General features: G+C 64.9%; 16 protein-coding genes and 1 pseudogene. 8 read left to right on the top strand and 9 right to left on the bottom strand.

From position 1 onward, the window contains the following. Window positions 1-8: 8 nt before the first annotated feature. Both JQ604_RS19860 and JQ604_RS19855 read right to left on the bottom strand, forming a co-directional pair. Window positions 9-704 carry a hypothetical protein gene (locus JQ604_RS19860; protein WP_212360094.1) on the bottom strand — a complete coding sequence of 232 codons (696 nt, stop codon included), beginning with the start codon at window positions 702-704 and terminating at the stop codon, window positions 9-11. Continuing rightward, window positions 701-1,270 (bottom strand): sigma-70 family RNA polymerase sigma factor, encoded by a 570-nt coding sequence (locus JQ604_RS19855; protein WP_212360091.1) that lies wholly within the window; start codon window positions 1,268-1,270, stop codon window positions 701-703. The genes JQ604_RS19860 and JQ604_RS19855 overlap by 4 nt, the downstream gene beginning before the upstream one ends. A 424-nt stretch (window positions 1,271-1,694) precedes the next feature. Between JQ604_RS19855 and JQ604_RS19850 the strand changes: the two genes are divergently transcribed. Both JQ604_RS19850 and JQ604_RS19845 read left to right on the top strand, forming a co-directional pair. After that, window positions 1,695-2,840 carry a GGDEF domain-containing protein gene (locus tag JQ604_RS19850; RefSeq protein ID WP_212360088.1) on the top strand — a complete coding sequence of 382 codons (1,146 nt, stop codon included), beginning with the start codon at window positions 1,695-1,697 and terminating at the stop codon, window positions 2,838-2,840. A 67-nt stretch (window positions 2,841-2,907) separates the two neighbouring features. Beyond that, window positions 2,908-4,014: a DUF2336 domain-containing protein gene (locus tag JQ604_RS19845; RefSeq protein WP_212360084.1), complete on the top strand. Its 1,107-nt coding sequence runs from the start codon at window positions 2,908-2,910 to the stop codon at window positions 4,012-4,014. On the opposite strand, the gene JQ604_RS19840 is transcribed toward JQ604_RS19845, so the two are convergent. Both JQ604_RS19840 and JQ604_RS19835 read right to left on the bottom strand, forming a co-directional pair. Then, a complete protein-coding gene (locus tag JQ604_RS19840; RefSeq protein ID WP_212360081.1) occupies window positions 4,011-4,649 on the bottom strand; it encodes an NrsF family protein in 639 nt (212 codons plus the stop codon). The two genes, JQ604_RS19845 and JQ604_RS19840, sit on opposite strands and share 4 nt — an antisense overlap. 5 nt (window positions 4,650-4,654) lie before the next feature. Beyond that, on the bottom strand, window positions 4,655-5,200 hold the full coding sequence (locus JQ604_RS19835) for a sigma-70 family RNA polymerase sigma factor (RefSeq protein ID WP_212360076.1): 546 nt from the start codon (window positions 5,198-5,200) through the stop codon (window positions 4,655-4,657). A 308-nt stretch (window positions 5,201-5,508) separates the two neighbouring features. On the opposite strand from JQ604_RS19835, the gene JQ604_RS19830 reads away from it, so the two are divergent. Together JQ604_RS19830 and JQ604_RS19825 are read left to right on the top strand one after the other, a co-directional pair. Then, entirely contained in the window at window positions 5,509-6,198 is a 690-nt protein-coding gene (locus tag JQ604_RS19830; protein ID WP_212360072.1) for a hypothetical protein, read from the top strand. A 143-nt stretch (window positions 6,199-6,341) separates the two neighbouring features. After that, window positions 6,342-7,121 carry an enoyl-CoA hydratase gene (locus tag JQ604_RS19825; RefSeq protein ID WP_212360068.1) on the top strand — a complete coding sequence of 260 codons (780 nt, stop codon included), beginning with the start codon at window positions 6,342-6,344 and terminating at the stop codon, window positions 7,119-7,121. 58 nt (window positions 7,122-7,179) lie between these two features. On the opposite strand, the gene JQ604_RS19820 is transcribed toward JQ604_RS19825, so the two are convergent. Then, a complete protein-coding gene (locus tag JQ604_RS19820; RefSeq protein ID WP_212360063.1) occupies window positions 7,180-8,571 on the bottom strand; it encodes a M20/M25/M40 family metallo-hydrolase in 1,392 nt (463 codons plus the stop codon). Between the two features lie 248 nt (window positions 8,572-8,819). Here JQ604_RS19820 and JQ604_RS19815 point away from each other — a divergent pair, with 248 nt between their 5' ends. After that, window positions 8,820-9,704, top strand: a complete 885-nt coding sequence (locus JQ604_RS19815; protein WP_212360059.1) for a LysR family transcriptional regulator — start codon at window positions 8,820-8,822, stop codon at window positions 9,702-9,704. Between the two features lie 20 nt (window positions 9,705-9,724). On the opposite strand, the pseudogene JQ604_RS19810 reads toward JQ604_RS19815, so the two are convergent. Beyond that, window positions 9,725-11,587: pseudogene (locus tag JQ604_RS19810) on the bottom strand (acetyl-CoA hydrolase/transferase C-terminal domain-containing protein). A gap of 238 nt (window positions 11,588-11,825) precedes the next feature. Here JQ604_RS19810 and JQ604_RS19805 point away from each other — a divergent pair. Together JQ604_RS19805 and JQ604_RS19800 are read left to right on the top strand one after the other, a co-directional pair. Then, on the top strand, window positions 11,826-13,244 hold the full coding sequence (locus JQ604_RS19805; RefSeq protein WP_212360055.1) for a TolC family outer membrane protein: 1,419 nt from the start codon (window positions 11,826-11,828) through the stop codon (window positions 13,242-13,244). 123 nt (window positions 13,245-13,367) lie between these two features. Continuing rightward, the gene (locus JQ604_RS19800; RefSeq protein WP_212360051.1) at window positions 13,368-14,336 is read left to right on the top strand and encodes an amidohydrolase family protein; all 969 of its coding nucleotides are present in this window, start codon (window positions 13,368-13,370) and stop codon (window positions 14,334-14,336) included. Here the strand turns inward: JQ604_RS19800 and JQ604_RS19795 are convergent. The 3 genes from JQ604_RS19795 to JQ604_RS19785 form a co-directional block, all read right to left on the bottom strand. Further along, a complete protein-coding gene (locus JQ604_RS19795; protein ID WP_212360047.1) occupies window positions 14,333-17,461 on the bottom strand; it encodes an efflux RND transporter permease subunit in 3,129 nt (1,042 codons plus the stop codon). The genes JQ604_RS19800 and JQ604_RS19795 overlap by 4 nt on opposite strands. 38 nt (window positions 17,462-17,499) lie before the next feature. Next, on the bottom strand, window positions 17,500-18,744 hold the full coding sequence (locus JQ604_RS19790; protein WP_212360043.1) for an efflux RND transporter periplasmic adaptor subunit: 1,245 nt from the start codon (window positions 18,742-18,744) through the stop codon (window positions 17,500-17,502). A 115-nt stretch (window positions 18,745-18,859) separates the two neighbouring features. Then, window positions 18,860-20,287, bottom strand: a complete 1,428-nt coding sequence (locus tag JQ604_RS19785; protein WP_212360040.1) for a CoA transferase — start codon at window positions 20,285-20,287, stop codon at window positions 18,860-18,862. 157 nt (window positions 20,288-20,444) lie between these two features. Between JQ604_RS19785 and JQ604_RS19780 the strand changes: the two genes are divergently transcribed. Then, entirely contained in the window at window positions 20,445-20,732 is a 288-nt protein-coding gene (locus JQ604_RS19780) for a hypothetical protein (protein WP_212360036.1), read from the top strand. Window positions 20,733-21,163 lie beyond the last annotated feature (431 nt).

Here is a 21,163-nt window from a genome sequence, read left to right as displayed (position 1 = left end):
GCGGCCGCTCACGGCGTTTCCAGCGCGGAGCTGACGATCTTTTCCTTCTGCAGCCGTGCGATCAGGGCAGCGGTGTCATCCTTGCCCATGGCCGCGAACTGCAGGCTGAACATGCCGTTCTTGGCGCCGATGATCGCGGCCTGATAGGTATCGAGCAGCGCGGTGATGTCGGACACCTTCGCATCCGGCGCAAACCGAACCAGCATCCGCGTCGGCGTGCCGCCAGCCGTGAGATCACGGGTGATCGAGGCAGGCCGTTCCTTCGCATCGAGCGACGCGACCTGGTACGACGTCTGGTTCTTCACCAGCACCGCACCGATCACGCCGGCCTGCAGCATCACCACCAGCGCGCCGAGGCTTGCCGACCAGACCAGCGTCCGCGGCGACAGCTTCGCGAAGAACTCGGCAATGCCCGCCGAGACGCGGGGCGACACCGCGGGCTTCTGCTCCGGCTCGGCGTCGATCGCCGCAAACAGCTTCTGCATGGCGCGCGCCGACGGCGCACCCAGGCTCTCGTTGAGATGAATGGTCTCGGCGAATTCCTCGCGGATGACCTCGTATTGTTTCGCCAGTTCGGGATCGCGGGCCAGCGCTTCCTCGACACGGCGCGCGTCACGCGCGCTCAACGTGCCGGCCGCATGCCAGGGCAGCAGCATCTCGATATCGCCAGGCTCTTGATCCAGCATCTTCTTCGCCGCCATCATGGCCAACCTCGCTCGATGCCGGCCGCTTTGAGCAGCTCGGCAAGTTTTTTGCGCGCATAGAACAGGCGCGTTTTCACCGTGTTCTCCGGAATACCGACGATCTCCGCCACCTCTTCCACGGACTTCTCGTGGTAGTAGACGAGATCGACGATCTCCCGATGTTCCGCCGACAGTGCCGTCAGGCACTTACGCAAACCAGCACTCGTATCCTTCTTCTGGACCACCGTTTCCGGATCGTCGGACGTATCCTCGATCGCGTTTGCGGCGTCTTCGTCCAGTTCAGCGTCCTTCCGGCGCCGGAGCGCGGACAACGCCTTGAATCGGGTGATTGCCAATAGCCAGGTCGAAACGGCGGAACGGCCTTCGAATTTGCCGGCCTGACGCCACACATCGAGGAACACCTCGCTGATGAGGTCTTCCGCAACCTGTTCGTCCCGTACGAGCCGAAGCCCGAAACGAAACACCCTGACATGGTGCCGCCCGTACAGCACCTGCATAGCGAGGCGGTCGCCTTGAGCGATCCGAGCGATCAGAACCTCGTCTGAGGCCGCTTGTGTCGCGCTCAATTGCCGTCTCGCAAGTTTGGTCGGGGGGAAATGGCGCGCGGTTCGACGCCGAGTGTAAGATTCTTCACATTACGGCAATGTGCTACCTGCATGTGTGATCTAGCGCACAGACAGCCTCCTGATCGACACAGAGCCGCCACCGGAAAAGACCTCAAAATAGGTATCATAGTACTAGAACACTCTCTTCGAGGCCGCGTGGTCGAACGCGACCATATCAAGGGTTGGTCGGCAAGCCAGCCCAGTTGTTCAGCCAGAGCTTGGGCGCCGATCGAAGTCTCCACCTGCGGTGGTCCGGCCCAGACGATTTTTCCAGCGAAACGCGTGCGATGGCAGGGATTTAACGGACCAGATTCGGTTCCAAAAGATACCAAACCTAAAGGCTTTCCCACTTAGATTTTTCTGGATTTTCATCATTGGCGAGACCATGGGCACCGCTGCGTCATTTCTCAGCCCGATCCCCGGCAAACTGGAGGGCACCGGCCCGAAGCTGACCGCCGAGCGGCTGGCCCGCCGGGCGAAGCAACGCCGCCAGATCCAGTCGATGATCGGCAGCTGCTTCGTGCTCGATGCCGGAGTGCTGCTGACCTACGCCTATGCCGGCACAACATCGGTCCTGATCGCCACCACCTATGCGCTGTGCGGGCTGTCGCTGGTCGCGCTCTATGTGCTGGCCTCCGAGCTCGGCATCAACGAGCGCTTCCGCGATCACTACCTGGTCGCGCCGCAATCGGCCGCCAACATGGTGAACCTGCTCGCGTTCACCTACTTCGCCCCCGAAGTCGGCGTGCTCTTCCTCTGCAACCTGTTCGTGGTGTTCGGCTTCGGCGCGCTGCGGACCTCGGCCAGGCAGACCGCGGTGATCTGGACCGTGATGGTTGCCGGCCTTGCAGCGCTGTTCCTGTGGAGCGACCGGCCGATCGGGATGCCGACCGGCAACATCTACGAGCGCCTCGCCACCATGCTGGTGTTCGCGCTGACGATCGGCCGCTGCATGTTCCTCGGCATCTTCTCGAGCTCGATGCAGCAGTCGCTCTACCAGAGCGGCCTGAAGCTGAAGGAGGCCTACAAGCGCATCGAGGAGCTCGCCGAGCTCGACGAGCTGACCGGCGCCTTCAATCGCCGCAGCATCATGCGGATGCTGGATGAGGAGATCGCGCGCTGCGCCCGCAGCGGCACGCCCTGCTCGATCGCCCTGATCGACCTCGACCATTTCAAGCGCATCAACGACGCCTTTGGCCACCCGACCGGCGACGAGGTGCTGCGGACGTTTTCCATCAGCATGTTTGCCAATATCCGCAGCATCGACCGCTTCGGCCGCTATGGCGGCGAGGAATTCCTGCTGGTGCTGCCCGAATTGTCGCAGGAGAGCGCGACGCGCGCGCTGGACCGGCTCCGCGCCATCATCGCCGATCTCGACTGGAGCGCGTTCTCGCCGGGCCTCAACGCGACGTTCTCCGCGGGCGTGGCGACGCTCCGTGCCAACGAGAGCCCTGACAGTTTTCTCGCCCGCGCCGACAGCGCGCTCTATGCAGCCAAGGCACGGGGGCGCAATCGCGTTGCAGCGGCCTGACCCATTTCGCATCCGGCGCCGGAGAATCCGCCGCCGGTCCGCATGATTGATACTCCAGGATAGAGTCATGATTTCGAAGTCCGCGACCGCCCCCGACAATTTGCTCGACGAGCTGCAGACGACGCTTGCCCACGGCACCGTCGCACGGCGGGTCGAGACGTTGCGGCGCGTCACCGACCTCTTCATCAATGGCGCGGTGGACTATTCGAACGAGCAGGTCAGCCTGTTCGACGACGTCTTCCAGTGCCTGCTCGACCATATCGAGACCTCCGCGAAGGCCCTGCTCTCCAACCGCCTCGCCCCGATCGACACCGCGCCGCCGCGCACCATCCGCACGCTCGCCTTCGACGACGTGATCGAGGTCGCCGGCCCCGTGCTGTCGCAGTCGGCCCGGCTCGACGACGAGACCCTGATCGAAAATGCCCGCAGCAAGAGCCAGGCGCACCTGCTCGCGATCTCGACCCGTAAGTCGCTGAGCGGCGCCGTCACCGACGTGCTGGTGCTGCGCGGCAATGACGAGGTGATCCAGAGCACCGTGAACAATCCTGGCGCCGAATTCACCGAGCGCGGCTTCACCCGCCTGATCAGCCGCGCCGAGGGCGACGACAATCTCTCGACCTGCGTTGGGCTGCGCCCGAACATCCCGCGCCATCTCTACCTGAAGCTGGTCGCAAAAGCCTCCGATGCGGTGCGGCAGCGGCTCGAGGCCGCCAATCCGCAGCAAGCCAAGGAAATCCCGACCGCGGTGCAGGAAGCCACGCGGCGCGCCCGTTCCGCCCCCGGCGCCGTCACCCGCGACACGACCATCGCGCATGCGCTGGTGAAATCACTTTTTGAAGATGGCCGGCTCGACGAATTCCAGCTTGCGAAATTCGCGGAGGCCGGCAAGTTCGACGAGACCAATGCCTCGCTCGCCGCGCTTGCCAATGTGACGGTCGCGGTCGCCGAAAACATGATGATCGAGACCCGCGCCGAGGGCGTGATGATCCTCGCCAAGGTGTCCGGCCTGTCATGGTCGACGGTGCGCGCGATCATCAATCTGCGCGACGAGATCTCCGGCGGCGATCCGACCGACATCCAGGCCTGCAAGGACACCTATGAGCGCCTGCGGCCCTCGACCGCACAGCAGGTGCTGCGCTTCCACCGCATGCAGCAGTCCGCGCCCGCGGCCTAATATCTGAGAACCTTCGCCCCCACGAGCGCGCCGATCGCGGCCACCAGCGCGGTCGCAATCGTGTACCAGGTTGCCACGAACAGTGGTGAATCGTCGGTGCAATGCGACGCATAGACCGTTGCGGCAAGCCCCGCCGACAAGAGCCCGGCCACGGCACCGGCAACCGCAGGCCGCGCCGGCGCGCCCTGCCGCAATCCGTACAGCGCGGCGGCGAGCAGCGGCAGTGCCATCTCCGGGATTGCCGTCATGCAGGCCATCGAATTCTTGCCGACCAGCCGCGTCATCATCGGGGTGCGCTGCGGCATCATCATCTCGCCGCTGATGCCGGCAACCAGGATGCCGGCCGGCACCAGCAGCCACCAGCCGAAGCCGCGCAACGAGGCTTCGGGGCGCGACAGATGCAGGCTGACGGCCGTGGCCGAGATCGCCAACGCCAGCGTCACCGCGAACTTCAAATCGAAGAACGGGTTGCGCATCGCCGTCATCACGTCGGGGCGGATGCCGAGCTCGCTGAAGAACATCAGCAGCGAGACCGGCGCGGCCGCCAGCAGTGCCAGCATCAGCACCAATCCAACCGGACGCGACTGATGCGCGTTGTCGGCCGCCAGCGTTCGAATGAGTTGGTCCGTATCCATGATGCTCACCGATCCCGCAATTTTGCCGTCAGGCTCGAAAGGCCCCGATGCAGCGCCACCCGCACGGCGCCCTCGGTCATCGAAAATTTCGCCGCCGTATCCTTGATCGAGGCGTTGTCCACGGCGATCGACTGCAGCACGTCGCGTTGCCGCGCCGGCAGGGTCTGCAGCTGCGCGGCGACCTCGCCTGCCGAGGCGGTCTCTTCCGCCGCCTCACCCGGCAGGACTTCCGCAAAATCGTCGATGTTGACGAAGATCCGCCGACCGCGACGGCGCAGCGCGTCGATCAGCTTGTTGCGGGCGATCGCGAACAGCCACGGCGCGAACGGGGCGTTCGCATCCCAGGTATGCCGCTTCAAATGCACCGCCAGCAAAATGTCCTGCACGATATCCTCGGACTGATCGACCGGTTGCCCTGCGCGCGCAAGTCCGCGGCGCGCCGCCGCGCGGAGCACGGGCGTGACGGCCTTGAGCAGGCGATGATACGCCGCACTGTCGCCTGCAATGGCCGACCGCATCAGGCCGGTCCACTCGTCCTCACGTTCGCGCACACGCGCTCCTGCATTGCAATTCGGTCGATCTTTCAATTTGTTACGCCAGAGGCTGTAGATCACGAAATCGTGATTACAGATCCGGCATCGATGTTCGGCGCCCGTCGATCGCGGAATCGGCAACGCGGTTCCGCGAGCACAGGCTCATAACATCGATCAGCCCGGCAAGCACGGGCGGTGCCTGACGCGGAAGAAATTGCCCAGCTTTTGCCCCGTGTAGCCCGAAGATTCCCTTTTTCTGCCCCGGTGTGGTCACGCGGCAGGGTCTCATTTCGCGTTGGGTGCGGGTGAATGGGGAGATTGCCAAAATGAAAATCAAAGCCAGCGGGCGCTGGGCCTTGATGCTTGCGACGGGACTGATTGTTTGTTTCGCCGGACCATTGCCGGCCACGGCGGCCAGCTCCGATCCGGCCGCGTCGAAATCCGACACCGCGACGTCGGGCAAATCCGTCCGGCAGAGCTCGCACCACAGCAAGCACACCGCGGACCGCAAATCGTCCAAGGTTGCAGACAAGACTGCCGACAAGCCCGCCGAGACCAAGCAAGCCGCCGACACCGGCAACAACGCGCCTCCTGCCGCCATCCCGGCCGCGGTCGCCAATGCCAACGCGGAGCTTCCGACGAGCGACACGGCTGCAGCCGATAACGCCAGCGCCATGACCGCCAAGGCCAACACGATATTGGCCGCCTCCGACAACAAGCCGGCCGGACCGGCCGACGCCGACGTGGTCGCCTCCGACCAGCTCAATGATGTCGACCGCGCGCTTCAGCAGGAGACGCCGGCGCAACCGCAGCAGCAAGCGCAGGTCCAAGCGCAAGCTCAGCCTCAGCAAGCGCAGCCTCAGCAGCCACAAACGGTGGCGATGGCCAGCGCCAAGCCGGTGCTCGCCTCCGCCGACAGCTCGACCTGGGACCAGACCTCGCTGATCGGCAAGATCTTCATCGCCTTCGGCGCGCTGCTCACGGTCGCCTCCGCCGCGCGCATGTTCATGGCCTGATTGGAACCGCAGAGCGCGTTCCAATTGATCCGGGTGCGGCGAAATTCACGCCGCATCCGCGCGATCTTTAGCGGTTCCGCCTCTTGAAGCGCACCCCGGCAGCAGGCACATTGCCCGCCAAATCAGGCACGGGGTTTGCGTCGATGGCTACGTTTGAATTCATCATTGTCGAGAGCAAGGGACCGGTCGGCGTCATCACGCTGAACCGGCCGAAAATGCTGAACGCGCTGTCGTTCGGCGTGTTCCGCGAGATCGCGGCGGCGGTCGACGATCTCGAGGCCGACGACAAGATCGGCTGCATCCTGATCACCGGCAGCGAGAAGGCCTTTGCGGCCGGCGCCGACATCAAGGAGATGCAGCCGAAAGGTTTCATCGACATGTTCTCGAGCGACTTCACCGCGATCGGCGGTGACCGCGTCGCGCGCTGCCGCAAGCCGACCATCGCGGCGGTCTCGGGCTATGCGCTCGGCGGCGGCTGCGAGCTGGCGATGATGTGCGACATCATCATCGCCGCCGACACCGCCAAATTCGGCCAGCCTGAGATCACGCTCGGCACCATTCCTGGCATCGGCGGCACGCAGCGCCTGACGCGCGCGATCGGCAAGTCCAAGGCAATGGATCTCTGCCTCACCGGCCGCATGATGGATGCCGCCGAGGCCGAACGGTCCGGCCTGGTGTCGCGCATCGTGCCCGCTGACAAGCTGCTGGAAGAGGCGCTCGCCGCGGCCGAGAAGATCGCCTCGATGTCGCAGCCGGCGGCTGCGATGGCCAAGGAAGCCGTCAACCGCGCCTTCGAGACCCCGCTGTCGGAAGGCATGAATGTCGAGCGCAACCTGTTCCACGCGACGTTTGCGCTGGAAGATCGCTCCGAGGGGATGGCCGCCTTCATCGAGAAGCGCAAGCCGGTCAACAAGAACCGCTGACCTCGTCGCGAAGCCGCCGGACCATCATCCGGCGGCTTTCGCCAGTTCTGCCCGCGTCCTACTTCTTCGCGACGTCGCGCACGGTGTTGTAGATCCACTCCGTTCCCTGATGTAGCGCTTGCACACTGATCCGCTCATCGTTTCCGTGCATGCGGCTCAGGATGTCGTCGTCGAGAGGGTATGGATAAATCCCGTAGACGGGAACGTTGCGTTCACGCCACGCCGTGGCATCGGTTCCGGCCTCAAACATCGTCGGCACCACGACCGCATCGTTCCAGAGCCGCTTTGCGTTGCGCTCCAGCGCCTCGTAAAGCGCGGTGTTGAGCGGCGAGGCCGGGATCTTCGTGCGCATCGCATAGTAATCCCTCGCCTCCTGCGGCGACATCGACGTCACGATGTTGACGTCGATGTTCGGATCATCAATCACCCGCTTGATTTCCGCGATCATCTGGTCGGTCGTCGTTCCCGGCAGCAGGCGGGTATTCACAACAGCCTTGGCGTCGCCCGGGATCACATTGGGCTTGATGCCGGCATCGATCATGGTGATCGCCATGGTGTCGCGAAGCAGCGCGTGGACAAGCAGGCCGTCGCCAGGATCGTCGGCCACGAGCTTCTTGCCCGCTGTTTCAAGCTCGCTTTGATCCTTGGCGGCGAGCAGTTGCCTGATATCAACCGCCGCCTGCTCGGAACTGATCGGAAGCAGCGCCTTGAAGTAAGCCTCGGAGGCGGGAACGAGCTTGACCATGGGATCATGCGCCGCGAGGCTGGCAAGGGCCGATATCAGGCGGTTGTTCGCCATCTCGTCGGATGGGAATGGCCGCGATGAATGACCCGAGCGGCCGGTCGCCTTCAATGCGAAAGTGGCGGAGATTTTTTCGGCCGTCGTCACGTTGATCTGGCGCACCGTTCCGTCGCGTTGCTGAAGCACGTAGCCACCTTCGTTCAACGCGAACTCGGCGTCGATCTTGTCCCAATGGTTCTTCGCCAGCCAGCCGGTGTGGAACTGGCCTTGTTCCTCGTCGGCCTCGGCAAGCAGGATCACGTCGCGCGCCAGCGGCGTCTTGTCTTCCGCCAGCCGCATCACTGCGCGTGCGAACACGGCGAGTCCGCCCTTGAAATCCATCGCGCCGCGCCCGTAGACAAATCCGTCCTTCTCCACGCCGGCGAACGGCTCTTCCGTCCATTTGCCGCGCTCGACCGGGACGACGTCGGCATGTGCGGCCAGCAGCACCGGCTTCTTCGAACCGTCGCCGCGGAGCCGCGCGATGAAATGCGCGGCTTTGCCGTTCGGCGCGACGACGATGTCCACCTCTGCACCCAATGGCGCGAACTGCGTCTTCAGGAACTCCGCCAGCGCGCGCGTGTCGCCCGGCGCGTTCGAGGTGTCGAACGCGATCAGCTTCTTCAGCAGAGCCACGGTCTTCTCGCCCTGCACCTGTGAAGGCGCCACGGGTTCGGCCCATGCTTCTCCACTTCGCGCCCAGAACAAGCAGGCCGCAACTATCAGCAATGCGATACGTCGGTCGATCCGCAATGTCATGGCTTCTTCTCCTCCCAGATCGACCACCGCCAAGGATGCGAGCGCGTGACAATGCTCGCTCCCGATCCGACCGGTCAAGTCGGCGTTGCCCGAACATGCCGTTGTCGAATATATAAGTGAAGCTTTTGCAGCTTATGCAGCGCATAAGAGATCCTTTGATGAAGACGTTCAATCCCGACTACCTGCAGAGCTTCCTCGTCGTGATCGAGTGCGGCAGCTTCTCCGCCGCTGCGGAGCGACTGCAACTCAGCCAGCCGGCCGTCAGCCTGCAGGTGCGTCAGTTGGAGAAAAGTCTCGGCGCGACATTGGTCGAGCGTGTCGGACGAAAGACCCGACCCACGGCCGCCGGCGCCGCGTTGCTTGCCAGCGCACCCCAGGTCAACGCAGCAATTGCAGCGGCCGTCGATGCCGTCGCGCAGCACACCACCGGCACCGCAGGACGCGTCCGGCTCGGGACCGGCGCAACCGCCTGCATCTTCCTGCTGCCGCCGATCCTGAAGGAATTGCGTGCGGCGCTGCCTGCGCTGGAGATCACCGTCACCACAGGCAATACCGCGGAAATCGCCAAGGCGCTCGAGGACAATACGATCGACATCGGGCTGCTCACGATGCCGGTCTCCGGGCGGAGTTTTGAGATCACGCCGGTGCTCGACGACGAGTTCGTCCTGATCGCCCCGCACGACATGCCGCTGCCGGCGCGGATCACACCAACCGTGCTGGCCACCAAACCGGTTCTCCTGTTCGAGCCCGGCGGCAACACGCGGCGCACCGCGGACGATTGGCTCGCGCGCGGCGGCGTGTCACTCAAACCGCTGATGTCGCTCGGCAGCGTCGAGGCGATCAAGGAAATGGTGCGCGCAGGCCTCGGCTGCGCGATCCTGCCGGGCATGGCGGTATCCGCCAAGGCGACGTCGCGCGACCTGACCGTTCGCTCGCTGTCACCCAAGCTGCATCGGCGGCTTGCGATCGTGATGCGCCGCGACAAGCGCCTCGATCGCGGGCTGCGAAAGACCTTGTCCGCGCTCAAGTCACTCGGACAATAGAGCGTTTCGCCGATGGTCCTCTAGCGCATCCTGCTTCGCTGCAGCGCTGCGTTGACGAGCGCGCGATAGGCGCGCTCGGAAAATTGCGCCGGCTTGTCGAGCCCGAGTCGCGCCAAGCACTCGCGGTCGGCGGCGTCGGGTGGCTGCGTCATGCCCTGCCACAGCAGGCCCGGCAGTTTCAGCGGCGTGCGCTGCACTTGCTGGAGGATCTGCAAGGCCGGGATCAGGCGCTGCTCGACATCGGTGAAATCGCTGCCGAATGGGAACGACGGCAGCAGGCCGGCCTCGCGCGCGGGCTTCAGCGCATTGCGAATCCGCTCCGGGACATTCTCGCGATGGGCAGCCGGAATCTCGTAATTGCGCGGCAGCTTGCCGGCCTCCTTGGCTTGCCGCGTCAACTCGCTCTGAAAGCGGGAATCCGCAACCTGCAGCATCGCCGCGATCACGTCGGCGTCGGATTTGCCGCGCAGATCGGCGACGCCATACTCGGTGACGAAGATGTCGCGCAGGTGCCGCGGGATCGTTTGATGCCCGTAGCTCCAACGGATGTTCGACTGCGCCTTGGCGCCGGATTGATGCGCCGCCTCCAGCGCCAGCACCGAGCGCGCGCCTTCCAGCGCGAAGGCCTGGGCTACGAAATTATACTGGCCGCCGACGCCGCTCACGACCTGACCACCCTCGAGCCCGTCGGAGATCGCAGCCCCGAGCAGCGTCGCCATCATCGCATTGTTGACGAAGCGCGCATCGACGCGCGCGCGGCGTTTTGCAGCTTCGTCGCCAAAGATCTCATTGGTGAAGGAGACCGGCATCATCTGGATGCGCGCGATCTGCTCCGCCGTCATCTCGCGCAGCGCGCGGTAGAAGGCTTTCGGCCCGAGGAAGAACGCGCCGTGCAGGATCACGCCGTCAACCTCGCGCCTGAGGATGCCCGCGTCGATCAGGCCGAGGAACGCCTCGAACACCATCTCGCTGACGCCGTACAGACCTTTCTCGAACGGGCCCGTCTCCACCGAGGAACGCAGCGCCGTTCCCGGCGCCAGCCGCTTCATGATGCCCTGGAATTGCGCGTTGTCGCGATGACGCACGATCAGGCCCTGCGCCAGCGCATCGCCGACCTGGCCGATGCCGATCTGCAGCGTGCCACCGTCGCGTACGAGGCCGGCGGCGTGCAGCCCGATTGCATATTTGGCGTCACTGATCGGCTCCGACGGCGGTGCGAACAGCGGGAAGTCGGTGTCGGCGCTATCGAGCACGGCGGAGAATTCATCGCCGGCAAGGTCACCCGGCCCCGGCATGAACGGCAGCTCGGAATTGACCTGGCCGATCAGCCGGAACGATGCCTTGCCTTCCGCGCGTGCGCGCAGCACGTCGAACGTCGTATCGGTGTTGCAGCTCAGGCTGTAGCGCGCGACGCCGTCGACGACGCGCTTCGCCACAAGCTGCGTCACGACGTTCAGCCCGCGCGACAGCAGATAGGATGCGGCGTGCGTGTAATTGGCGGAGATGTAGCGCTGCTGTGCGTAGGGCGAACGCAGCCAGCGGCCGGCGAGGAAGAAAAACTCGATCACCTCGATGTTCGGCGGCAGCTTTCCGGCATGCAGCGCATCCGCGTAAGTCAGATCCGGTTAGCCGCCGAACAGCCGCTCGATCACCGGCGTGATGAAGCGACGTTCGAGCAAGCTCTTCGGCTTCGGCTTTTCCAGCGTCAGCGCGGAGAACAATGTCAGCTTGATCGAGGGATCGGCGGCCGCGCGCGCATAGAGCGCGTTGACGACGTGATTGGCCTTGCCGAGCCCGAGCGGCAGCCCGACCACCAGCGTAGTCCCGACATCTCGAATGATATCCTCCGCGATCGCTTCGGGGTCGGCGAAGATTTTCGGCATCGGCAATGGACCGGCAAGCAGTGGATAACCGGCGTTTTGAATCGGCGGCCGGCGCTTTGAACTTATACTGCATCCGTCGTTCATCTTCGCCTGTGACGAACCGGCAACAGACAAGAACTGAATTGATGTGCAGATGTCGCGCGGCGGTTTGCCAGTGGCGGGGCTACCCCGTAAACAGGTAGAGGAATCCAAAGGCGTCGGCGGAGGCGGGCTGCCGGGGTTTGGTTTGCGGGATCACATGGTTGGACGTGCCGCTCAGTCTGGCGACAGCAGGAGGCGTTTGCTTTCATCGGGCATCTGCCTTGGCGTGCTGACCTGCGCGGTTTTTGCGACCTCCATGGTCCGCGCCGAGAGCCTGCCGGAGGCGCTGGTCAAGGCCTACCAGACCAATCCGCAGATCAACGCCGAACGGGCGCGCCAGCGCGCCACCGACGAGAACGTGCCGCAGGCGCTCGCCGGCTATCGGCCGCAGGTCGCTGCCAGTCTCTCCGCCGGCCTGCAGGCGGTGCGCGACCAGTTGCCGGGCAATGTCATCCAGACCGCGACGCTGAAGCCGTGGCAGATCGGGCTGACGGTGACGCAGACGCTGTTCAACGGGTTCAAGACCGCCAACAGCGTGCGGGTCGCCGAGCTTCAGGTGCAGTCCGGCCGCGAGGCGCTGCGCAATGTCGGCCAGGGCGTGCTGCTCGATGCCGTCACCGCCTACACCAACGTGCTCGCCAACCAGTCGCTGGTCGAGGCGCAGCGCGCCAACGTCGCGTTCCTGCGCGAGACCCAGGGAATCACCCAGAAGCGGCTCAATGCCGGCGACGTCACGCCGACCGACACTGCGCAGGCCGAGGCCCGGCTCAACCGCGGCCTTGCCGATCTCAATGCCGCCGAGGTCAATCTCGCGATCAGCCAGGCGACCTATGCACAGGTGATCGGCAACGCACCTGCCCAACTTCAGCCGGCCCAGACCGTCGACCGGTTCGGCCCGCGCACCCGTGAGGACGCGATTGGATTGGCGTTCCGCGAGCATCCCGCGGTGACGGCGGCGGGCTTCGACGTCGACGTCGCCTCGACCACGATCCGTGTCGCCGAGGGCAGCCTGATGCCGAATGTCACCGTGCAGGGCAGCGTCAGCCGCAGCCGCGACAGCGACCCGACGCTCGGCACGTTCGGCACCGACCAGGCCTCGATCATCGGCCAGGTGACACAGCCGATCTATGACGGCGGCACCGCGGCCTCGCAGACGAGGCAGGCCAAGGAAGTCGCAGCCCAAAGCCGGCTGGTGCTGGATCAGGTCCGCAACCAGGCCAAGACCGCGGCCGTCAGCGCCTGGGTCGCCAATGAGGGCGCCAAGATCGCGGTCGCCGCTTCCGAGTCCGAGGTCAAGGCCGCTACCGTCGCGCTGGCCGGCGTGCAGAAGGAAGCCGCCGGCGGCCAGCGCACCACCGTCGACGTCCTGAACTCGCAGCAGGATCTGATCACGGCGAAGGCGCGGCTGATTGGCGCGCAGCGCGACCGCGTCGTCGCCTCCTATACGCTGCTCAGCGCGATCGGCCGGCTCGACGTCAAGACGCTCAACCTCAACACGCCGGACTATCTGCCCGAGGTGCACTACCACCAGGTCCGCGATGCCTGGCACGGCCTGCGCACGCCGTCGGGTCAGTAGTTGCGGAACCGCGGCCACTCGCCTCTTCCCGCCCGCGCGATCCGCCGATAACCTCCCGCCCGCCGGCGAACCATAACGCCGGGGCGCACCATGCGCACAACAGAGCATGCAGGGAGACGTCCAATGCTGACGCGACGCAGTATGATGCTTGCCTCCATCGCGGCGGGAGTATCCATGACCAACAGCCACGCATTTTCCAAGGCCGCGCAGCCGGCGACGCCGGTCAATTTCGACGTTCCCGCCGGCGCCTGCGATTGCCACACCCACATCCACGGCGACCCCGAGAAATTCCCGTTCTTCGCGGGGCGCGTCTACACGCCGGAGCTGGCCTCGCCGGAGGAGATGAGCGCGCTGCACAAGGCGCTGAAAATCGAGCGCGTGGTGATCGTGACGCCGAGCGTCTATGGCCCCGACAATTCCTCCACCCTCTACGGCATGACCGCGCGTGGCGCGACGGCGCGCGGGGTGGCTGTGATCGACGACAAGACCAGCGAGGCCGATCTCGATGCGATGAACAAGGCCGGCTTCCGCGGCATCCGCCTCAACCTCGCGACCGGCGGCGTCAACGATCCCAATGTCGGCCGCCAGCGCTTCTCGGCGGCGGTGGAGCGGATGAAGGCGCGCGGCTGGCATGTCCAGCTGTTCACGAGTCTGGCCATGATCACCGCGATCAAGGAGCTGGTCGCAACCGCTCCCGTGCCTGTTGTGTTCGACCATTTCGGCGGCGCGCAGGCCGAGCTCGGCGTCGGGCAACCCGGCTTCGCGGATCTGGTGGAGCTGGTGAAGTCCGGCAAGGCCTATGTGAAAATCTCCGGCGCCTATCGTGCCTCCAAGCTTGGGCCGGACTATCCGGACGCCGCGCCGCTGGCGAAGGCGCTGATCGCGGCGAATCCCGAGCGGATCGTCTGGGGCACCGACTGGCCGCATCCGGATTCGGTGACGCCCGCGGGCAAAAAAATCACCGATGTGACGCCGCTGTTCCAGATCGATGACGGCCGCCTGCTCAATCAGCTGCCGGTCTGGGCGCCGGATGCTGCGACCCGCAAGACCATTCTGGTCGACAATCCGGTGCGCCTCTATGGCTTTGGTTAGCGCTCCTTCGGCCGGCGCGAGAAGTAGGAGATCAGCACCGGCAGCGTGATCAGGATCACCAGCGGCGCCAGCATCATGCCGGTGACGACGACGATGGCGAGCGGCTTCTGCACCTGCGAGCCGATGCCCTCCGACACCGCCGCCGGCAGCAGGCCGATGCCTGCGACCACGCAGGTCATCAGCACCGGCCGCAGCTGCAGCTCGCCGGTGCGGATCACCGCGCGCATCCTGTCATAACCTTCGTCGATCAGCTGGTTGAACTGCGACAGGATGATGATGCCGTCCATCACGGCGATACCGAACAGCGCGATGAAGCCGATCGCCGCCGACACGCTGAAGGCAATCCCCGAGATCAACAGCCCGAGCACGCCGCCGAAGATCGCCATCGGGATCACGCTCATCGCCAACATGGTGTCGACCATCGAGCCGAAATTGAAGAACAGCAGCACCGCGATCAGTGCCAGGCTGATCGGCACCACGATCGACAACCGCTTGATCGCATCCTGCAGATTGCCGAATTCGCCGACCCACTCCATATGCGAGCCCGGTGGCAGCTGCACTTGCTCGGCGACCTTCTGCTGCGCCTCCAGGATCGCTGAGCCGAGGTCGCGGTCGCGCACCGAGAACTTGATCGGCAGATAGCGTTCCTGCTGCTCGCGATAGATGTAGGCCGCGCCCGAGATCAGGTTGATGGAGGCGACTTCGCTCAGCGGAATCTGGGTGATGCCGCCATTGGCATTGGCAACTCCGATGCGCAGATTGTGGATCGCCTCGGCGCTCTTGCGATATTCCGGCGCGAGCCGCACGATGATCGGGAAGTGGCGGTCGCTGCCGGGCTCGTAGAGATCGCCGGCGGTGTCGCCGCCGACCGCGACCTTGATCGTCGCGTTGATGTCGCCCGGCGACAGGCCGTAACGCGCGGCACGGGCGCGGTTGATGTCGATCTGGATGGTCGGCTGCCCGAGCGAGGTGAACACCGCAAGGTCGGTGACGCCCTGCACCGTCGACAACACCTGCTTGATCTTGTTCGCCGTATCCGTCAGCGCCTGCAGGTCGCTGCCGTAGAGCTTGATCGAGTTCTCGCCCTTCACGCCCGAGACCGCTTCGGAAACGTTGTCCTGGAGATATTGCGAGAAATTGAATTCGACGCCGGGGAACTTGTCCTGCAGCTGTGCCAGCAATTGTGCGGTCAGCTCTTCCTTGTCGCGCGTACCCGGCCATTCGCTGGCCGGCTTCAGCGGCGCGAAAAACTCGGCGTTGAACAGGCCGGCGGCGTCGGTGCCGTCATCGGGGCGGCCATGCTGCGACACGACCGACTCGACCTCGGGCCGGGCGCGGATCACGCGGCGCATCTCGTTGACATAGGCGTTACCCTCCTGCAGCGAGATCGTCGGCGGCAGCGTGGCGCGGATCCACAGATTGCCCTCTTCCAGCTTGGGCAGGAATTCGAGGCCGAGCAGGCGCGCGAAGATGATCGTGAGCACGACGAGGCCCGCGGCGGCCGCCATCACGAACTTGCGGTGGGCGACCGCCCAGTTCAGCGCCGGCAGATAGAGCGCGTCGAGCTTCTTGACGATCCAGGTCTCGGTCTCATGGATGTGCGCCGGCAGGATGATTGCGCTCAGCGCCGGCGTCACCGTGAAGGTCGCGAGCAAGCCGCCGGCCAGCGCATAGGCATAGGTCCGCGCCATCGGGCCGAAGATGTTGCCCTCGACGCCGCTCAGCGTGAACAGCGGCAGGAAGGCGGCGATGATGATGGCCGCGGCGAAGAAAATCGAGCGCGACACGTCGGCGGCCGCCGACAGGATGGCGTGGCTCTTCATCCCCATCATCGTGTCGGGGGAGATGTGGCTTTCTTCCGCTTCGGACAGCGCGGTCGTCTGCGACAGCCGGCGGAAGATCGCTTCCACCATGATCACGGTGGCGTCGACGATCAGGCCGAAATCGATCGCGCCGACCGACAGCAGATTGGCGGATTCACCGCGCAGCACCAAGATGATCACGGCGAAGAACAGCGCGAACGGAATCGTGGCGCCGACGATCAGCGCGCTGCGGAGGTCGCCGAGGAAGATCCACTGCAGCAGCACGATCAGGAGGATGCCGACCACCATGTTGTGCAGCACGGTGTGGGTGGTGAGCTCGATCAGGTCCTTGCGGTCATAGATGCGCTCGATCTTCACGCCGGGCGGCAGGATCGAGGAATTGTTGATCGAGTTGACCAGTTGCTCGACGCGCGAGATCGTCGGCGAGCTCTGCTCGCCGCGGCGCATCAGCACGATGCCCTGCACGATGTCGTCGTCATTGTCGATGCCGGCGATGCCGAGCCGCGGCTTCTCGCCGACGGTCACGGTCGCGATATCTTTCACCAGCACCGGGTTGCCGCCGGACTGCGACACCATGGTGTTGTTGAGGTCCTCGATCGAGCGGATCAGGCCGACGCCGCGCACCACCGCGGACTGCGCGCCGATGTTCACCGTGTTGCCGCCGACATTGATGTTGGCGTTACTGACCGCCTGCAGCACCTGCGGCAGCGTCAGGCCGTTGGCGACCAGCTTGTTGAAGTCGACCTGCAGCTCGTAGGTCTTGGTCTTGCCGCCCCACCCGGTGACGTCGATCACCCCGGGCACCGCGCGGAAGCGGCGCTGCAGCACCCAGTCCTGCAGCGTCTTCAAATCGAGCACGCTGTAGTTCGGCGGGCCCTTGAGACGATAGCGGAAGATTTCGCCGATCGGGCTGAGCGGCGAGATGCCGGGCAGCACATTGCCCGGCAGCGGCGCGAGCTGCGACAGGCGGTTCAGCACCTGTTGCAGGGCTTCGTCATAGGTGTAGTCGAAGGAGAACTGCAGCTTGACGTCGGAGAGGCCGTACAGCGAGATCGTGCGGATCGTCTTGAGGTTCTTGATGCCCGCGACCTGGGTCTCGATCGGGATCGTGATGTAGCGCTCGATCTCCTCCGCCGACAGGCCCGGGCTTTGCGTCACGATATCGACCATCGGCGGGGTCGGATCGGGATAGGCCTCGATGTTGAGCTGCTTGAAGGCCAGCAGGCCGCCGATGAAGACGGCCACGAACATGGCCACCATCAGATAGCGGCGATTGACGGCGAGGGCGACGAGACGATCCATTTCAGATCGGAGCTTTCAAACTGGAATGGATTTTTGGCTCACGTCCCGGACGCAGCGCGGTCGATGAAGAGACTTCCCCTCGTCACGATCTGCTCGCCCGGTTTGAGATTGCCGGTGACCTCGACGAGGTCGCCATTGGTCAGACCGGGCTTGATCTGGCGCAGCTCGATCGTCTTGTCCTCGCGAGCGACCCAGACCCGAACCTGGTCACCCTCGTAGATCAGCGCCTGCTTCGGCACGCCGACCGCCGGATGGTCGCCGGGCGAATACAGCGTGACGTTGGCGAACATCTCCGGCTTCAGCCGGTTGTCCTTGTTGTCGATGGTGGCGCGCACCAGCAGGCGCCGCGTGGTCGGATCAATCGAGGCCGCAACGTAGTTGATCCGCGCGGTCAGCGTGCGGCCGGGCAGCGCCATCACGCTGAAGCTGACGTCCTGACCGACAGCGACATTGGCCGCATCGGATTCCCTGACAAAGCCGATCAGCCACACCGTCGAGAGATCGCCGATGACATAGACGGGATCGCTGGCGCCGGTCGAGACATATTGGCCGGGGCCGGCCTTGCGCTGCACGATGGTGCCGCCGAGCGGCGCGAACACCGTGGTCTCCGGATTGAGACGGCCCTTCTGGCGCAGCGTGGCGACATCGTCATCGCCGAAGCCGAGGATGCGCAGCTTGTTCTGCGCGGCCTCGAGCAGCGTCTGGGCCGAGCGCGCATCGTTCTGCGCCTGGACCAGCGTCGCGGAGGCCTGCTGATAATCCTTCAGCGGGATCGCCTTGCCCTCGGAGAGATCCTTGGCGCGCTTTTCCTGGATCACCGCGAGGTCGAGCGCCGACTGCGCCTTGTTCAGGCCCGTCATCGCCGCGATGTAATCGTTCTGCGCCTGCACCGTGTCCGCCGCCTCGATTACGAACAGCGGCTGGCCCTTCTCGACCTTATCTCCGGGACGGACCAAAAGTCGGGTGACGCGGCCGGTATAGGGCGAGAACACCGGGGTCGAGCGGTCCTCGTCGATGCCGATCTTGCCCTCGGTGACGAGCTCGGCACGGAAGGCGCGCTCGGACACCGGCTGCAGGGTCAGGCTGGCCCATTCGGCCGCCGTCGGCGTGTAGCGCGACAGGCCCTTGCGGGACTGGCTGGAGACTTCGGAGTGGCCCTGCTTGGCCTTGCCCGCGAGGGTGAAGCCGTAGAGTCCGGCGCCGGCCAGCACCAGCAGCGCGACGCCGACCACCGCTTTGCGGCGGTTAAAACCCTGTAGTCGCTTGGTCAACGCGTCGAACATACGGTCCAGGGTCTGTCTTTTCTCACGCCCGGCAGGGCTTCTCCCAGCGGTGCGCTAATAGTGCCGAATTGGTGTTGTAAACAACCTAAAAATCGCATTCCGGCTGAGGTTGAGGTTAAAGTTTGGCGAGGCTGAACGGCACCTGAACGTCCGATCCGGGAAATTGCGGGGAATGGCTGCCGAGCGGCATCGCCGGCCGGGTCCAGGCCGCCGGCGTCTTCGACAGAACGGCAGCATGCTTAACCGAGTGCAACGCACCAAAGCCCGACGGCTGCTGCTCGATAAAAGGCATCACGGTCTCCGCTTTCAAATCCTCGGTCTTCAGGCCATCAGCAACACGGCCGAGGCCCCATAGCCAGCGGCCGGTTTGCGCCAGCGACACCCGGACATGCCAACTGCCGCCTTCGCGTGCCTGCCTCATCCTGGCCATCATCGCGCCGAACGCCATGAAGTAGCCGGTCGCATGGTCGAGCATCTGGGCCGGCAATTCCTTCGGACCGTTGATGCCGGCGGCCAGCCCTTCCGCATGGTTGAAGCCGGTGGTGGTCTGCACCAGGGAATCGAAGCCGCGCCGCTCCGCCCACGGGCCGGCATGGCCATAGGCCGAGAGCGTGACTGAGATGATGCCGGGATTGATCCGCGCGGCCTCCTCCGGTGAAAAGCCGAGAGCTGCGATCGATTGCGGACGGTAGCCTTGCGAGAAAATATCTGCCGTCGCGATCAGGTTTCGCAGGGTGCCTCGCCCCTGCTCGCTCTTGAGCTCGACAAAACTCGTCAGCTTGCCGCGGCCGGTGTCGATGGTGAGCCAGGGAATCGCCGGCAGATCGGGGCCCGAGATCAGCAGCACGTCGGCGCCATGGGCGGCGAGCGTGCGGCCGGCGACGGGGCCGGCGATCACCCGTGACAGATCGAGCGCGCGAATCCCGGCCAGCGGCCGCTCGCCCGCGGGCCACGGTTTTGGCGCGGCCTCGCCGATCTTTTCGATTGAGATCAGCGGCAGTTTTGAAAGCGCCTGCGCCTGCGGCGTTGTCATCCATTCGTCATATGAGCGCATCAGCGCGACCACGCCGCCGGCCCTATAGGCCGCGGTCTCGAAGGCCTCGCCATCCCATTGTGACAGCGCGGCCTGGACGTCGTCGCGCTCGGCCTTGCAGTTCAGCACCTTGCAGACGGCGTCGCGATGATGCGGGAAATTGGTGTGCAGGCGGACGAAGCGGCTGTCTTTCACCCGATAGACGCCGGCGATCTTGTCCCAGGCCGGCGGCGGCGGTTTGCCATCGACGCGCAGGTAACGCTCGCTTCGGCATTCGACCACGGCATGGCGCATGTCGACGGTGACCTGCTGCGCTTCTCCGCTGCGCTGACGCCAGATCTCGGCCGCGGCAAGGCCCGCTGCCGCGATGCTGACCTGGGCTGCTGCCGCGACACGGAATGACGACGGCAGCTGCGGCTCCTCGCCTGTCAGCTTCATGTCAGCTAACGCCGAGCGCGCGCCACCGACCGAGGTCCAGATGTCAGCGAGGATGTCGCTCGTTCCCTGCATGGCGCGTCGTCTCTCCCGGCCGGCCTATTGTTGTCGCGACATCATGACAGAAAAGCGGTGGCCGCGTTTGCCGATCATGATGTTATTTTAGCCATGCGTTCAGCTTCACGTAAGCTTTCAATTGAGCAAGCGCTGCCCAATCCCGACAGGAGCCGCAATGGCCGCCATCGATCCCCTCACCGCCGCAGCCGTCTTCGTGGCGACCGCAGCAACCGATGCCGTCTACGTCATGTTCACCTCCGCCGTGGTCGCCCGCAAGCGCGTGCCTGCGGCGACCTGGAGCAGCGTCTGGTACCTGCTCTCCTCCTATGCGGTGATCAGCTACACCGAGAACTGGGTCTACGTCGCCTTTGCGGCGATCGGCTCGTGGGTTGGCGCGTATGCGTCGATCACGTATTTGCATCGGCCGCCAGGTGGGCCGCCGGTCGGGGCGGCGGTGGAGTGAGGTTGGCGTCATTGCGAGGACCGAAGCGACGAAGCCGTAGGGTGGGCAAAGGCGCGCTTGCGCCGTGCCCACCATCTGCGGCGTGCTCGTGATGGTGGGCACGCTTCCGCCTTCACTCGTTGAGCTACGGCGTGACGGGGTCGCTTTGCCCACCCTACGGCAGCGACTCGCAGCTTCGCATTCTCGCGACATGATTTGTCCGAGTTTTCCATCTCGTTCCGCCCTCTCAGATAACGAGGGCGCAGGGAAGACCGGGTGCACGCCGCACCCGCGGTCCCGTGCGCCATGTGCACAAAAGAGTGCGCGCACGAGCATACAGGTTCGGCGGAGGCATCCGGCCTTCCCTGCGCGATGGCTTTACGGCTTATACGTGCTCGCCCTGGTGAGACTCTGCGTTTGTGCCACCATCATCCGCGATCGGCTTTGGACCT

Origin of the sequence: Bradyrhizobium jicamae (assembly GCF_018130695.1) — a bacterium.
Lineage (GTDB): Bacteria > Pseudomonadota > Alphaproteobacteria > Rhizobiales > Xanthobacteraceae > Bradyrhizobium > Bradyrhizobium jicamae_B.
Note: the sequence above shows the minus strand (reverse complement) of the source record. Positions and strands in the feature narration are given on the sequence as shown.